At 60.8% G+C, this 14,783-nt stretch carries 11 protein-coding genes; 4 read left to right on the top strand and 7 right to left on the bottom strand.

All coding sequences use genetic code 11. The annotated features are described in order from the left end of the window. The first annotated feature begins 56 nt into the window (after positions 1-56). Positions 57-1,874 carry a CRTAC1 family protein gene (locus tag DHV10_RS11000; protein WP_109486371.1) on the top strand — a complete coding sequence of 606 codons (1,818 nt, stop codon included), beginning with the start codon at positions 57-59 and terminating at the stop codon, positions 1,872-1,874. 64 nt (positions 1,875-1,938) lie between these two features. Here the strand turns inward: DHV10_RS11000 and DHV10_RS10995 are convergent, their stop codons facing one another. After that, the gene (locus DHV10_RS10995; protein WP_109486370.1) at positions 1,939-2,400 is read right to left on the bottom strand and encodes a hypothetical protein; all 462 of its coding nucleotides are present in this window, start codon (positions 2,398-2,400) and stop codon (positions 1,939-1,941) included. A gap of 93 nt (positions 2,401-2,493) precedes the next feature. Here DHV10_RS10995 and DHV10_RS10990 point away from each other — a divergent pair, with 93 nt between their 5' ends. After that, positions 2,494-2,829 carry a hypothetical protein gene (locus DHV10_RS10990; protein WP_162601429.1) on the top strand — a complete coding sequence of 112 codons (336 nt, stop codon included), beginning with the start codon at positions 2,494-2,496 and terminating at the stop codon, positions 2,827-2,829. Positions 2,830-2,904: 75 nt separating this feature from the next. Here the strand turns inward: DHV10_RS10990 and DHV10_RS10985 are convergent, their stop codons facing one another. From DHV10_RS10985 to glmS, 3 genes are all read right to left on the bottom strand, one after another. After that, on the bottom strand, positions 2,905-6,315 hold the full coding sequence (locus DHV10_RS10985; protein WP_162601428.1) for a S41 family peptidase: 3,411 nt from the start codon (positions 6,313-6,315) through the stop codon (positions 2,905-2,907). Between the two features lie 109 nt (positions 6,316-6,424). Beyond that, positions 6,425-7,771, bottom strand: coding sequence for a hypothetical protein (locus DHV10_RS10980; RefSeq protein ID WP_162601427.1), 1,347 nt, complete (start codon positions 7,769-7,771; stop codon positions 6,425-6,427). A 51-nt stretch (positions 7,772-7,822) separates the two neighbouring features. Next, the gene (glmS, locus tag DHV10_RS10975; RefSeq protein ID WP_109486366.1) at positions 7,823-9,706 is read right to left on the bottom strand and encodes a glutamine--fructose-6-phosphate transaminase (isomerizing); all 1,884 of its coding nucleotides are present in this window, start codon (positions 9,704-9,706) and stop codon (positions 7,823-7,825) included. A gap of 111 nt (positions 9,707-9,817) precedes the next feature. Between glmS and DHV10_RS10970 the strand changes: the two genes are divergently transcribed. Continuing rightward, the gene (locus tag DHV10_RS10970; protein WP_109486365.1) at positions 9,818-10,099 is read left to right on the top strand and encodes a hypothetical protein; all 282 of its coding nucleotides are present in this window, start codon (positions 9,818-9,820) and stop codon (positions 10,097-10,099) included. A gap of 3 nt (positions 10,100-10,102) precedes the next feature. Here the strand turns inward: DHV10_RS10970 and DHV10_RS10965 are convergent, their stop codons facing one another. Beyond that, on the bottom strand, positions 10,103-10,561 hold the full coding sequence (locus DHV10_RS10965) for a hypothetical protein (RefSeq protein ID WP_109486364.1): 459 nt from the start codon (positions 10,559-10,561) through the stop codon (positions 10,103-10,105). A 174-nt stretch (positions 10,562-10,735) separates the two neighbouring features. Continuing rightward, complete coding sequence (locus DHV10_RS10960; protein ID WP_109486363.1) at positions 10,736-11,854, bottom strand: mannose-1-phosphate guanylyltransferase; 1,119 nt, start codon at positions 11,852-11,854, stop codon at positions 10,736-10,738. A gap of 495 nt (positions 11,855-12,349) precedes the next feature. Between DHV10_RS10960 and DHV10_RS10955 the strand changes: the two genes are divergently transcribed. Then, positions 12,350-13,288 carry a M50 family metallopeptidase gene (locus DHV10_RS10955; RefSeq protein WP_109486362.1) on the top strand — a complete coding sequence of 313 codons (939 nt, stop codon included), beginning with the start codon at positions 12,350-12,352 and terminating at the stop codon, positions 13,286-13,288. Positions 13,289-13,568: 280 nt separating this feature from the next. Here DHV10_RS10955 and DHV10_RS10950 read toward each other — a convergent pair whose 3' ends face one another. After that, positions 13,569-14,762 carry a pyridoxal phosphate-dependent aminotransferase gene (locus DHV10_RS10950; protein WP_239461484.1) on the bottom strand — a complete coding sequence of 398 codons (1,194 nt, stop codon included), beginning with the start codon at positions 14,760-14,762 and terminating at the stop codon, positions 13,569-13,571. Positions 14,763-14,783 lie beyond the last annotated feature (21 nt).

The following is a 14,783-nucleotide window of genomic DNA, read 5'->3' as shown; positions in this document are numbered from 1 at the left end:
CCCCTCCTCCATTCGGTTGATCGCCCACCGCACCTTCCGCCCCGTATACTTCCCCCATGTTCCCGGCAATCCGTGCGTTGAGTCTCTCTGCCCTTCTTGTGGCGTCCACTTTTCCCCTCATCCAGGCCCAGCAAAAGCCGACACAGGGCCTCGACTCCGCCCACACCGTCGAATCCAATCACGCCGTCCAGCTTGACGCCGAGCACCGTGTCATCACCGCCGGCGGATTCGTCAAATCCGGCCCCATCGTCTTCCAGGACACCTCCGAAAAAGCCGGCCTCAACAAGTGGACCCACCACATGGGCACGCCCGCCAAGGACTACATCATCGAGACCAAGGGCTCCGGCGTCTGCCTCTTCGACTTTGACAACGACGGCTGGCTCGACATCTATCTCGTTAACGGCTCCTCGCTCGAAGCCCTCGCCGGCAAAGCTCCGGCCCCCCACGCGGCCCTCTTCCACAACAACCACGACGGCACATTTACTGACGTCTCCGCCAAAGCCGGCGTGCAGAACGACCGCTGGGGTTTCGGCTGCGCCGTAGCCGACTACGACAACGACGGCTACCCCGACCTCTACGTCTCCAACTTCGGCAAGAATCGCCTCTACCACAACAACAAGAACGGCACCTTCACTGACATCGCCGACAAAGCCGGAGTCCAGCTCGGCAACTGGTCAACAGGCGTCACGTGGGGCGATTACGACGGCGACGGCAAACCTGATCTCTTCGTGGCCGGCTATCTCCACTGGGACTGGGACAATCCTCCCGCCAAAGGCGGCGAAGGCGGCTCCAGCAACGCTTTCTGCACCTTCCGCGGAGAAGCCACCGCCTGCGGCCCGCGCGGCCTCAAAGGCGAGCCCGACCATCTCTTCCATAACAACGGCGACGGCACCTTCACTGATGTAAGCGACAAAGCAGGCGTGGCCGACAAGCCCGGCTACTACGGTCTCGGCGCCGTCTTCGTCGATATCAATAACGATGGCAAGCCCGACCTGCTCGTCGGCAACGACTCCACGCCCAACTACCTCTACATCAACAAGGGCGACGGCACCTTCGAAGACGTCAGCTACGCCTCAGGCTACGCTCTGAACGAAGCCGGCCGCGAAACCGCGTCTATGGGCATCGCCGTCGGCGACACCCAGAACAAAGGCATGCTCGACGTCTTCAACACCACCTTCTCCGACGACTACAAGCCCCTCTACCGCAACGAAGGCGACGCCAACTTCACTGATGTCAGCTACCACGTCGGTCTCGGCGAAGTCACCGTCCCCTTCCTCAGTTGGGGCGATGCCTTCTTCGACTACGACAACGACGGCTGGAAAGACCTCATGATGTCCGACGGCCACGTCTACCCGCAGGCCGACAAATACAACTGGGGCACCAGCTGGAAAGAACGTCCCATGCTCTTCCACAACCTCCAGGGCAAATCATTTGAGAACGTCCCTGCCGTGGAAGGCACTGGCCTCGCCGCCGTCATCGCTGGGCGCGGCATGGCCGTGGGCGATCTCTTCAACGACGGCAAAGTCGACGCGGTCTTCAGCGTGATGGACGGCCACCCCGTCCTTCTCCGCAACGTCGATCCCAACAGGAATCACTGGATCGAACTGAAGCTCACCGGCAGCGGCAAATCTCCGCGCGACGCGACAGGCACCGTCGTCTACGTCACCTCCGGAGGAGTGAAGCAGCGCGGCGACGTCATCAGTGGCGGCAGCTATCTCTCCAACAACGACCCCCGCGTCCACTTCGGCCTCGGCTCGGCAACCAAGATCGACGACGTCGAGATCCACTGGCCCGACGGCACCGTCCAGCACGCCGCCGCCCCGCTCGACAAAATCACCCCCATCACCGAATCCACAAATAATCCAATTCCCTAATCAGGAAGTCTGGGTGCCCCATGTCTCCTTCTTTTGGAGACATGGGATCCCATAGGCTCGTTCGCTAATTCATTCCAACTTCCGTCGTCCTGTCATCCATCACCTTCGCGATCTCTCGCTCCGGCTTCGGCTGCACAGAGAGTTCCGTCTGCACACCCGACATGCCCTGCGCAAATCGCACCGACAGCAGATGGAATCCACGCTCATCGCGCAAAAACACCAGGCTGTTCTTAGGCTTGATTTCAAGGCTGCGCGATGTATGAACCAGCAGGCCTGCTTGAATGCCCGTCTCGGTGCTCACAACGCGGAGATAGTTGTCTGCGTCACGAAACACGCGATACTCTCCAGCAGCAAAGGCCTGGTCATTCGCCGAAAACGCGAAAGGAATCGTCACCTGCGAAGCATACTGCGCTTGCGCGCTCTGCGTATTCATCATGCCCAAAGTGACTACGATTGCACCTGCGAAGAACGCGAAGCGCGCTCTCAATTGATTCAGTGCGGGGGAAACCGCGGCTCGGATGTTCATGTGTTCAGTACTCTCTCTTTCTGATTTCGATCGAAGGTTGATCAGCCTTAACTATGGAGCCGATCCCTGTCTGCCCGATTGATCCAGCAGCCCGTGTTTTTGCTCAAAGCACCCGATCTAAAACCAGCTCATCTCTACAAAAAGAGCGTCCACTTCGCACACCACAACATCGCATTCCATCTTTATCCCCACAAATCTGGGTGCCCCATGTCTCCCGACTTTGGAGACGTGCGAGACAAGGAACTCGGATGCCGCGTGCCCCTGGTCCGTCGCATTTGTGGACCAGCGACCGAACTTGAAGGGAGCATGGGCCTTCTCTGGTCCGGTGACTACGCCTCGCAGCACAAAGGCAACATTCCCGAAGACGTCATCCAGACCCTCGCGCAGACCTGCGCCGAGCGCCTCCGCCACGAATGGGAAAAGAACTGACCAAAAGAAAAAGGGCCGTGAATCACAACGATCCACGACCCCGAGCACAATCTGATCACTACCACTAACAACTGATCACTGACCACTGCCCTTGAACGACTTATTCGGATACGCCGGATGCTGAGGCACCGGCCGCGGATCGGCCTTGATCTCCTCCTGCAGCAACTTCAGCGCCGCATTCAGTTGTTCATCGTTCCCCGCATAGGTTCCGTGCGGCAGATCATCCACGGCGATATCCGGCTCCGCTCCGTGGCCCTCGATCAGCCATTTCCCTTCCGGCCCGTAGACGCCGATCTCCGCCGCGGAAGCGATTCCGTTGTCGGCCTGCGTATTGCTGAAGCTCAGCCACACCTCGCCGCCCCATGTCCGCATGCCGATCACCTTGCCGAGTCCGAGCCTCTTGAACCCTTCGGTGAACGCCTCGCCATCGGAAGCCGTCGATTGGTCGCAGAGCACCACGATGTGTCCGCGGAAGGCATACTGCATATTCCACGACGGGCTCCCCACCCGCGGCTGGAAGTAGAACCACGCCTTGCGCATCAACTTCGAAAGCAGCCACGAATCGATGTTTCCGCCATTGTTATGCCGTACGTCGATGATCAGACCCTGGCGATCGAAGACGGGATAGAACTCCCGTGCCCACTGGTCGATATCGCCGGAGCCCATCGCGCGCAGGTGAACGTAGCCGACCGTATTGTTCGACTCCTTCTCCACCTGAGTCCGTCGCGAATACTCCCACTCGGCGTACCGCAGACGCGCCTCATCTCTCCCGCTCATCGGCGTCACCAGCAGTTCGCGCGTGGTACCCGCCGCATTCTTCACCTTCAGCAACACCTGCGTTCCAGCCTTGCCGCGCAGCAGCGCCCGCTCGTCCGTCACCCCAAGCAGGTCCTGCCCATCCATTGCGACAATCACTTCTCCCTCGCGGACCAGCGACTCAGGCCTTGCGAGCGGCGGAGCCATATCCGGCATATCGGGATCGTGCAGATACACGTGCTCCACCACGAAGCCGCCCGCCTTCTCATCGCGCCGCAGACGCGCGCCGAGCGATGCCAGATCGATCTGGTCCGCGGGCTTGCGCTGATCGCCACCCACCACAAAGATGTGCAGCGCCGAAAGCTCGCCGACCATCTGCGCAATGACCCCATTCAGCTCGTCGCGATTCGCCACACGATCCACCAGCGGCAGGTAGCGGTCGCGCATCGCTGCCCAGTCCACCCCGTGCATGTTCTTGTCGTAGAAGTAGTCGCGCTCCAGCCGCCACGCATCCAGAAATATCCCGCGATACTCGTCCACCGGCTTGGTCGAAAACGTCCAGCGCGACAGGTTGATCGACTGTTTCGCCAAGGCCTTCGCATCGCCCAGCGCCGAGGGCTTCACATCTGAATCAAGAATGAAGAACTCATCTCCCTTGCGCACCAGCAGCTTCTTCCGGTTCTGCGAAATCTCAAACTGCTTCACGTCGCCCATCACGTTATCGACTTCGTCGCCCTTGTTCGCCACATCCACGCACTGCAGCGCAAGATGCTGATGCGTATTGTCGCCGTCGCTGAGCCAGCAGAGCCGCTTCTCTGTGGCTTGCAGGTTGCCGTAGTTCCCCGCCGGCACCGGCACCTCCGTCAGTCGTGATGACAACTCTGCGAAGTCGATCTTCACCTCCGGCGGCTTCTTCTCCTCTTTTTTGTCGTCTTTCTTCTCGTCAGGCTTTTTCTCGCCGGCCTTCTTCGCCATATCAGGCGACTTCTTATCGTCCTTCTTCACATCTTTCGACTTGTCGTCGTCCTTCTTCTCGTCCTTTGCCGCATCGCCATCTGGATGCAGTTCATCCGGCGGCAGGAACGGCGAGCGCAGATCCGGCACCAGGGCAAGCTGATAGACCTTCACCTGGTGATCGAAGAAAGGCTCCGGCTGACGCGGCCCCCAGGGCGACTCCACCACCGTCTTCAGCGCACGGTCCGAAAGGAAGTACATCCACTTCCCATCCGCGCTCCACACGGGATTGATGCTGTCATAGCGGTCCGACGTAATCTCCTTGATCTCGCCCGACCCGACATTCAGCACCTTGATCTGCGCGAACTGGTTGTTCGCTGCCTGCACAAACGCCAGCCACTTGCTGTCGGGCGACCACTGCAGGTCGGCGAAGTCTCCAGTCATCGACTCCGCAATCAGCTTCTCCTTCTTCGCCTTCACATCGAAGAGCCACAGCTTCTCGTCCTTGTCGTGGTGCGCCAGCCAGTTCCCGTCGGGAGAAACCAGCCCATCCCATCGCAGCACCTTGGCATCGTTTGTCCACTGCTCCGCCTTGCCTTCTCCGTTTGCCGGGAACTTCCAGAACTCCGTCTCCCCGCTCTCGGTCGACACCGCAAGGATGTTCTTCCCATCCGGCAGGAATCGCGCCTCGCGATAGCGCACCGCCGAGTTTGCCGCGACCTTTACGGTGCGTCCGTTGCGCAGCGGCAGCGTAAACACCTCGCCGCGTGCCGTGAACACCGCGCTGTTTCCATCGGGCGCAATGTGCACTGCGGTCAGATAATCCGAAGGCTTCTTCACCCAGTGCTCGCGAAGCTGCTCAAAATCCGAGGTCAGCGTGACCGGCACCACCTGCTCTTTCCCACTCTTCAAATCCAACAGCCACAGGTCCGCGCCGCTCGCGTACACAATGCGCCCACCATCCAGCGACGCCGACGTGATATCGAATTCCTTTTGATGGCTCTCCTGCTTGACGCCCTTGCCGTCCTCATCCATCGAGTACACATTCATCACGCCGTCACGATCGCTGAGGAAGTACACGCGCTTCTCCCACACCATCGGCTGCGTCGACGCGCCCTCATAGTCGCCGGTCAGCGGCACCGCTTCGCCTTTTCCGTCGAACTTCCAGATGCTCTCTGCCGTTCCGCCCTTGTAGCGCTTCGTCTCGCTGGGCTGCTTGTACCAGCGCGTGAAAAACAGATTGTGCTCCTCAGGCGAATACGCGCCCTGCGCTGCCTGCGCCAGCGGCACAATTTCGCGCGCGCCCACATCATTCACCAGCACCAGCTGCGTCTCCGGCAGAGTCGCATACCGCGACGTCGCAACCATCAGCCGCCCGTCCGGCGCAAAACCTGCGGGCCGCGAATCTCCGTCCCACGTGCGCCGCTGCGGAATCCCGCCCTCCACCGGCATCGTGTACACCTCGGTCGGGCCCTCGAACTCCGCACTGAACGCCACCGTCTTGCCATCGGCCGACAACACTGCCGACCACTCCGTTCCCGGGTTCGAGGTCAGCCTGCGCGCCACCCCGCCTTGCACGCCGACGACCCACAGATCGCCCTCCGACGTGAACACGATGTTCTCTCCGCGCACAGCCGGATACGTGTAATACCCGCGGTGCATCGGAGTGGCAGGGTTCCCGGCACTCTGGGCTCCCACAATCTGCGCCGACACTGCTACTCCAAAAGCAAGTGCACCCGCCAGCACACCGCGGCGAACTGCAAACACATTCTGCATACCCATTCCTTTGCGATTGACCAAACGGAGAGAGTGAGGCGATCCCGCTGCAGAGACCGCAGGAAACTCAAGCTGAAAAGAGGACGACTGAGAGGGAAGTTTACTACGGCTATTCTGTTTTTCGCGCGCCTGCTGTGACCATCGGCGCAGCAAGTTCGTATACCTGAATCGCGTCCCCGTTCAGAATCGCAACGCGCTCGCCGCTCGGCGACACCGCCACGTTTCCGCCGCCGTCGTAGACCGGCTTGATGGGAGCCTCCATCGCGACCTTCCCGGTTGCCGTGTCGTACACGCGCACCATCTGCCCCTGCACGTCTTCGATCTTTACTCCCGTGGTGTACTTCTCCGCCGAGCGCCTCAGCACCAGCGTCTCGCGCGCCGCACGCGATCCGTTACGCGCCGCCGTCAGCAGAGGCCACATCGTGTTGCTGCCGATATGCGCTTCCCACTCATTCTTCTTTGAGGTGGTGTTGAGTGCCGCCAATTTCCAGCCATCCTGCGGATCGCACCTGCTCACCAGCAGTTCCGTCTCCGTGACAAACGCACTCTTCGGCACGCAGACAGATTTTGTATCCACGACATTCCAGCCCTTCGAATCGTCGAACGCCTGGTACCGAATCACCCAAACCGCGCCGCTGTCGCGCATATTCATGAAGTATCCCTCGGAGTTCATCGGGAAGTCCGAGGTCTGCGCTGTCCACGGCGCCTGCGTTGTCTTCACAACCTCGCCGGTGTCGCGCTTCACCGTGCGGATGGTCAACACATCCTTCTTCTCCGCAGGCTTCGCGCTCTCGAGAGGCTTCTCTCCCTGCGTCTTCGCCGCTTCCTCCGCCTTCTCTTCCGATCCCGGCTCAACGGAGTTCGCAGTGAGATATTTCTGCAGCGGATCCATCTGGATCCACATCAGCCGCCCTGGCCAATGCATATACGCCTTGGTCTTCAGCTCGGCATCGCCCTCTTCCAGGCCATCGGCAGTCCGCAGCAGAAAATGCCCGTCGTTCAGCATCCAGAGATAGCGCCTGCGGTCCGGCATCGCCCAGTCTGCCTCGGCTCCGGCCTTGCCCGTCGCAACATCGACCACCACAGCATGAATCCGCTGCGCCGCCTCCTGGTCCGTCTCCGCATTCCGCTCCCGCAAACCGGACGCAACATGAAAGCTGAAGAGCAGCCGGTCTTCATCGAGAAAATCCAGGCTCACCAGCTGCTGCTGCCGGAGGAGATAACTTGTACCCGGAATCGAGAAGCCCAGCGGGCTTACCGGAATCGAGTACGCCGGCTGCACGCTCGGCTGCTCCGGGAAGTGCTCCATATACTTCTTCGGCGGCCCCGCGCCATGCGGAGCATCCGGAATCATCGGCATCGACGGCACGCTGAAGTTCGTCTGCCCATACGACTCGCCCGCGCCTGCCGCCAGCAGCAGCGCAGCCAGACCCGCTCCCACGCACACCCGTCTCATTAGAACTCGATTCTAGCCATCCGCCGTGTCCACCGCTCTAACCCTTTCGGGCTACTCCACTGTGACCGACTTCGCCAGATTGCGTGGCTGATCCACATCGCACCCGCGCCGCACAGCGATGTAGTACGCCAGCAGCTGCAGCGGCACAATCTCAATCAGCGGCGACAGCAGCTCAAACGCGGGCGGCACATGAATCACCTGCTCCACCAGCCCGCCAATCGTCTCATCGCCCTGCGTCGCCACCGCAATTACCCGACCCGACCGCGCCGTCACTTCCTGAATATTTGACAGCGTCTTCTCATACCGCAGCTTCGACGCCGGATCACCCTCGTCCCGTGTCGCCAGCACCACCACCGGCAGCGTCTCGTCGATCAGCGCATTCGGCCCGTGCTTCATCTCTCCCGCCGGATACCCCTCCGCGTGAATGTACGAAATCTCCTTCAGCTTCAGCGCACCCTCCAGCGCAATCGGAAAATGAATGCCACGCCCCAGGTACAAGAAGTCCCGCGCATTCGCAAAGCTCGACGCCAGCTGCTCGCATTGCCCCGAACAGCTCTTCAGCACTTCCTCAATCTTTGCCGGAACACGGCTCAGCTCCTCGATCAGCTCCACCGATCGTTCTTTATTCAACCGCCCCCGCAGCTGCCCAAGCTTCAGCGCCAGCAGAAACAGCGCCGTCAACTGCGCCGTAAACGCCTTCGTCGAAGCCACTCCGATCTCCGGCCCCGCATGCGTGTAGATCGCGCCGTGCGCCTCGCGCGCCACCATCGCCCCCACCACATTGCAGATCGCCACCGTCTTCGAACCCAGCGTCTTCATCTCGCGCTGCGCCGCCAGCGTATCCGCCGTCTCGCCCGACTGCGTAATCAGCAACCCCAGCGCATTCCTGTCCGGAATCGGATTTCGATACCGATACTCGCTGGCATAGTCCACATCCACCGGCAACCGCGCCAGCCGTTCGATCATGTACTTGCCCGCAAGCGCCGAGTGCCAGCTGGTGCCGCACGCCGCAATGTTGATGCTCGAAGCCGCTGCCAGCTCCTCGTCATCAATCTCCATCTCGCCCAGAAAAATGCTTCCCGAATCCAGGCTCACCCGCCCCAGCGTCGTATCGCGAATCGCCCGCGGCTGCTCCCAGATTTCCTTCAGCATGAAGTGCTTGTAGCCGCCCTTCTCTGCCTGAATCGGATCCCACTGAATCCTCTGCAACTGCCGCTCGATCGGCTTGCCGTTGAAGTCCGTCAGCTTCACGCCATCCAGCGTGATGATCGCCATATCGCCATCAGCCAGAAAATAGATATTCCGCGTGTGGTGCAGAATCCCCGGCACATCTGAGGCAACGAAGTATTCGCCCTCGCCCACGCCAATCACCACGGGAGGCCCCGACCGCGCCGCAATAATCTTGTCCGGCTCAGCCGACGACAGAATCCCCAGCGCAAATGCTCCCGTCAGCCGCTTCACCGCCTTGCGAACCGCATCCTCCAGCGCAATCTTCGCGCCGTCCTTCTCCGCCTCTTTCTGGATCTCCTCAATCAGGTGCGCAATGATCTCGGTGTCAGTTTCCGTGACGAACTTGTGTCCCTTCGCCGTCAGCTCGCGCTTCAGCTCGAGATAGTTCTCCACGATCCCGTTGTGCACCACGACGATACGCCCCGTGCAGTCTCTGTGCGGATGCGCATTCTCTTCCGTCGGCCGGCCGTGCGTCGCCCAGCGCGTATGCCCGATGCCGAAGGTTCCCTCCAGCGGCTTCTCGCGCAGCACTTCCTCAAGGTTGCCCAGCTTCCCAGGCGCCCGGCACACCTCTAGCAGAGCCGTATTCGGCCCGCCCACCGCAATGCCTGCCGAGTCATACCCGCGATACTCAAGCCGCCGCAGTCCCTCGATGATGACGGGGACCACCTTCTTACGCCCGACGTACCCTACGATTCCACACATGCCCTGATTCTATGCGAGTTGTCATCGGGCTCGTCGCCGCCTCTACCGGGCCATATCCGCCTGCCACATTCGTAATCAACCGCGGATGCCCGGTAACCTCGAACCGGTAATTTGAAAATCTTCGTTTCTGCAGCGATCATCAATCTCGTGAAAGCCTACGCGATCAACTACGGCCTCGATGTGACCACTCAAGTCACTGTCCAGTACGGCGCAGAACCAACCCCCGACGCGCGCTACTCCACGCGCGAGCGAGCCGCACTCGATTGCGTGCGCCTCAATCAAAGCCGCCACTATGTCGGATCGCACCAGTGCGCCTTCGCCGTCGACAAACTCCCCGACGGCCACTACGGCATCATCTGCACCTGCCACCCGCACCAGTCCCCCAGAGCCTGAGACTCACTTCGCCAGATACAAGTCCTGCCATTTTCCGCGCGAAGGAATCAGCGCTCCGACAGCAGCACCCAGCCCTCCGAAAAGCGGAGCCGAAACCGCCGCACATTGCCCCCTCGTGAACCACGCATCCTTACCGCCGCAAGAACCCACGCCAAAGCCCACCCCAACTCCGGCCCCCACCCCCAGGCCGATCAGCGCGTTGCGCCCGTGATGGCCCGAACTCCACAACCGCACGCGCTGAACCTCTCCCCGCTGGATCACTTCGTCTCTGCCGATCCGCAGATCGACGTCCGTAACGGTTTTGACCTTTCCTACGCGCGACTTCCCGTCCGCGGTTTGCACCTGAACCTTTTTCCCAGGCGTCAGCTGTCTTAGGATTCCCCACTCGCTCGTTTGCGCAAGTGAGATGCAGTTGGACACGACCAGCAATGCGACTACCGGAAGCCAACGACGGATGCACATCCGTACACCTCGCCCTCCAGGTTTTGGGGAAGGTCCACAATAGCACCGTTTCAACCGCACGACTGTGCGTTGTCAGAGGAAGTGCGTATCCGAGATACGCAAGCGCGCAACAGCTGAGGCTTTTGATCTGAAGACGAAAACTGACAACTGAGGACTGGTGACTGACAACTGCCTCTAAATCAGTTCATCCCGCCCCGACAGCCCCAGCTCCTTCACCACCTTGCCCACATCCTGCGAGTGGTCGCGGTGCGCGATCAGCAGTGCATCCTCGGTATCCACGATCACCAGGTTCTCCACACCCACCAGCGCCACAAACTTCTTCGGGCTGTAAATGTAGTTGTTCCCGGCCTCGATCGTCAGGTGGCCATCGGTCTCGGCAACGTTGCCGTCGCCATCCCCGCGCAGCCGCGTCTCCATCTGGTACTCGTAGAGCGAAGCCCACGATCCCAGATCGTTCCACGCAAACTCTGCCGGCACACAATACAGGTGCGACGCGTGTTCGCCCTTCGCGGATCGCGGCTCCAGTACCGCGTAGTCCACCGAGATGTTCTCGCAAGCCGGATACCACTCGCGGAAAACATCTTCAAACTGAGGCGTCCCGTATGCCTTGGCAATCTTCTCGAGCAGCGGAGCCGTCTCCGGCAGATGCTCTCGCACCGCGTTCGCCAGTGTCTTCGCCGACCACAGGAACATGCCCGAGTTCCAGTAGTAGTTCCCGGCCGCCACAAACTCCTGCGCCCGGTTCAGGTTCGGCTTCTCTGTGAACCGCCGCACCCGCAGCGCGCCCTTCTCTTCCGAGTCTTCGCCGGTCTCGATGTAGCCGTAGCCGGTCTCCGGCCGCGTCGGTTCAATGCCAAGCACAACAATGTTCGCGCCCGCCGCCGCCAGCCCGATCCCCTTTTGCAGCGCCTTCAGGAAGCGCGGTTCATCCGCGATCACGTGGTCCGAGGGAAACACACCCAGCACCGCATCGGGATTGTCGCGTTCGATCAGAAACGCCGCCAGCCCGCATGCCGGCGCAGTATTGCGCGCCACAGGCTCTTCAATAATCTGTTGCCGCGGCACGCCCTTCAGCTGGTCCGCAATCTCGTGCGCGAGAAATTCGTTCGTGATCACCCACGTCTTTTCGTGTGAGGCCAGGGGCTTCAGCCGCTCCACCGTCTGCTGAATCATCGAGCGCTCGCCATCGAGCGCCAGCACCTGCTTGGCCCGTGCGCGGCGCGACCGCGGCCAGAACCGCGTTCCGCTGCCACCCGCAAGAATAACTGGACGAAAATCAATCGACTTCGGCATGGAAAACACATCCTACCCGACAAAAGCTAGGTTTGCACAGTGATGCAAATTACCGGGACCCACAGATACCGCATCCCAGCGTCCGACAATGTTCTTTGTACTGGTTTTAGCCCTTCGAAACTGCCTGGCCATCCTGCGTAGAAACAAGGTTAGCATTTTTAGATGTAAACGTTCCGCAAGGACCCGATCAGAGCCTGTTTGTCTCAGGGCATGGCTTCAGAGCTCGCTGAAATGGTCAGAAACGGCGCCGGTTTTGAAAGGGCACGATTTAGTCGTGCCGGAACGCGCCGTTAGGCGCAAAGGTCGTTAGCCCCGCGCCTTCAGCGCGGGGTTCGTAGGTAAGTAGACAATGAGTCCTGTAGGGACGGTGCACCAGCGCATGGCTTCAGCCATGCCGCCACCATGTCACTGATCGACACGTGCTTAGCCCGCGTCACACTCTCTTCCACGCTCTTTTCCCGCGACTCTCACCTTTTCTTCCGTTAAGCTACCTGCATGTTCAGCGGCCAGGGTTCGTTTCGCATCTTCCGCATCGCGGGAATCACCGTCTACCTCAACTGGACCTGGTTCCTGGTTGCCGTCTTCGAGATCCAGACCCGCGGACGCCACTACACTTCGCCCCTCTGGAACATCCTCGAATACCTCGCCCTCTTCGGAATCGTTCTCCTTCACGAGTTCGGCCACGCGCTCGCCTGCCGTTCGGTGGGCGGCAAAGCTGACACCATCCTTCTGTGGCCACTCGGCGGCGTAGCCTATGTTGACCCGCCGCAGCGCCCCGGCGCCACCCTCTGGAGCATCGCCGCCGGCCCGCTCGTTAACGTCGTACTCGCCCCCATCCTCTACGCAGCCCTGCAATTTGCGCGAGCCGCGCACTGGCGAGCGACGATGCCGAACGCATACCTTCTCATCGGCGCCATTCTTACGACAGATGTCGCGCTGCTCATCTTCAACATCCTGCCCATCTATCCGCTCGACGGCGGGCAGATCCTCCGCTCTCTCCTCTGGTTCCCGCTCGGCCGTGCCCGCAGCCTGCTGGTCGCTTCAGTCCTCGGTTTTGTCGGCGTGGCCGGGTTCATCGCCCTCGCCCTTTACCTGCAATCTCTCTGGACCGGCATCATCGCTGCCTACGCCGCCATGAACTGCTGGAGCGGCTTCAAGCAAGCCCAGGCGCTGCGCAAGCTCGAGAAGATCCCGCGCCGCACCGGCTTCGCCTGCCCCAGCTGCCACACTGCCCCGCCCGTGGGCCTCTTCTGGACCTGCAACCAGTGCAGCACCCGCTTCGACACCTTCGAAACCGGCGGCATCTGCCCCTCCTGTGCCACCCGCTTCACAAACACGATGTGTCTCGATTGCCGCCACCAGGCGCCCACCGCCGAGTGGCAGCCCGGCTTCGTCCCCGGCACCGGCGTCCTCAGCTCGCAGGTGGGCGCTTAAAGTATCAAAATCTGGGTGCCCCAGAGCCTGTCCTGAGCGAAGTCGAAGGATCCCTCGCACTTGTGGACCTGGGAGAGATGCCGATGTCTCGGCTGTCATCCTGGAGCGGAGCGGGTTTCATCAGCGGAGCGAAGGATCTGCTTTTTAGCTGATAGTTTCACCACGATGTCGGGTGCCCCAGGTCTCCCGACTCTGGAGACCTGGGAACCAGAAACTCAAACTGCAAAACAAAAAGGCCCGGATCCCTCCGGGCCTTCTCATTCTTCAATGGACGGTCTGACTACAGATTCCCCAGGAACTCACCCATCCGCCGCGTCCCCTCGTCGATATTCTCCTTCGTCACCGGGTACGACAGCCGAATATGCTCGCCCGTCCCGAACGCCTCGCCCGGCACCGTCACCACGTGCCCCTCGTGCAGCAGCTTCGTCGCCAGCTCTGTCGCCGACTTGATGCCGCCCTTGCCGATGAACTTCCCGATGTTCGGATACACGTAGAACGCGCCCTCAGGCTTCGTGCACGTCACACCCGGAATCTCGGCCAGCTTCTTCAGCATGTAATCCCGCAGCTCAATGAACTCCGCCCGGAACTCCGCCACGCACTCCTGCGAGCCCGCCAGCGCCGCAATGGCCGCTTTCTGCACCATGCTGGCCGCGTTCGACGTCGACTGCGACTGCAGCTTGTTCAAATTCGCGATCACCGGCTTCGCCGCCAGCGCATACCCCGCGCGCCATCCCGTCATCGAATACGTCTTCGACAGCGACCCAAGAATCACCACGTGCTCTTTCGCGAACGTATAGGATCCGCCCGACACCGGCTTCCCCGCATAGTTCAGGTACACATAGCACTCATCGAGCAGCAGGTAAATCCCGCGCTCGTGGGCTAGGTGAACGATCCGCTCCAGGTCCTCGGCCGACACCACTGCACCAGCCGGATTCGACGGCGAATTCAAAATAATCGCCTTCGTCCGCGGCGTAATCGCCTTCTCGATCGCGTCCGCCGTGATGCGGAAGTTCTCCGCCTCGTTCGTCTCGAGGAAGATCACCTTCCCGCCCGCATACTGAATGATGTCCTTGAAGCTCACCCAGTAGGGCACAGGCAGAATCACCTCATCGCCGTGATCAATGAGAACTTGGATGGTGTTGAACAGCGCCAGCTTTCCGCCCGTCGTGAACACCGCCTCATCGACCGTGTACTCGGATCCGAAATCCGTCGCGTGGCGTTCCACAATCGCCTTCCGCACATCGGGAATCCCCGGCACCACGGTATAGCGGGTGAAGTTCGCCTCGATCGCCGCGATCGCCGCATCCTTGATATGCCGCGGAGTGGCAAAGTGCGGCTCACCCGCACCAAAGTCCACCAGGTTCACGCCCTGCCCACGCAGCTTGGCAGCCTCGGCCGCTACAGCCATCGTTGCAGAAACCTCAATACGCCCAATCCGATCGGCAAACATTTTTGCAGGAGCAGCAACTGTCATGATGCTTCCATTCTCCCAGAT

It is taken from the genome of Occallatibacter savannae, assembly GCF_003131205.1.
GTDB lineage: Bacteria > Acidobacteriota > Terriglobia > Terriglobales > Acidobacteriaceae > Telmatobacter > Telmatobacter savannae.
Note: the sequence above shows the minus strand (reverse complement) of the source record. Positions and strands in the feature narration are given on the sequence as shown.

Excerpts from the sequence above, each read along its gene's own strand:
- DHV10_RS10980 (WP_162601427.1), bottom strand. The coding sequence starts at position 7,771 with ATGAGACGGGTGTGCGTGGGAGCGGGTCTGGCTGCGCTGCTGCTGGCG.
- DHV10_RS10995 (WP_109486370.1), bottom strand. The coding sequence starts at position 2,400 with ATGAACATCCGAGCCGCGGTTTCCCCCGCACTGAATCAATTGAGAGCG.
- DHV10_RS10985 (WP_162601428.1), bottom strand. The coding sequence starts at position 6,315 with ATGCAGAATGTGTTTGCAGTTCGCCGCGGTGTGCTGGCGGGTGCACTT.
- DHV10_RS10950 (WP_239461484.1), bottom strand. The coding sequence starts at position 14,762 with ATGACAGTTGCTGCTCCTGCAAAAATGTTTGCCGATCGGATTGGGCGT.
- DHV10_RS10955 (WP_109486362.1), top strand. The coding sequence starts at position 12,350 with ATGTTCAGCGGCCAGGGTTCGTTTCGCATCTTCCGCATCGCGGGAATC.
- DHV10_RS11000 (WP_109486371.1), top strand. The coding sequence starts at position 57 with ATGTTCCCGGCAATCCGTGCGTTGAGTCTCTCTGCCCTTCTTGTGGCG.
- DHV10_RS10965 (WP_109486364.1), bottom strand. The coding sequence starts at position 10,561 with ATGTGCATCCGTCGTTGGCTTCCGGTAGTCGCATTGCTGGTCGTGTCC.
- DHV10_RS10960 (WP_109486363.1), bottom strand. The coding sequence starts at position 11,854 with ATGCCGAAGTCGATTGATTTTCGTCCAGTTATTCTTGCGGGTGGCAGC.
- glmS (WP_109486366.1), bottom strand. The coding sequence starts at position 9,706 with ATGTGTGGAATCGTAGGGTACGTCGGGCGTAAGAAGGTGGTCCCCGTC.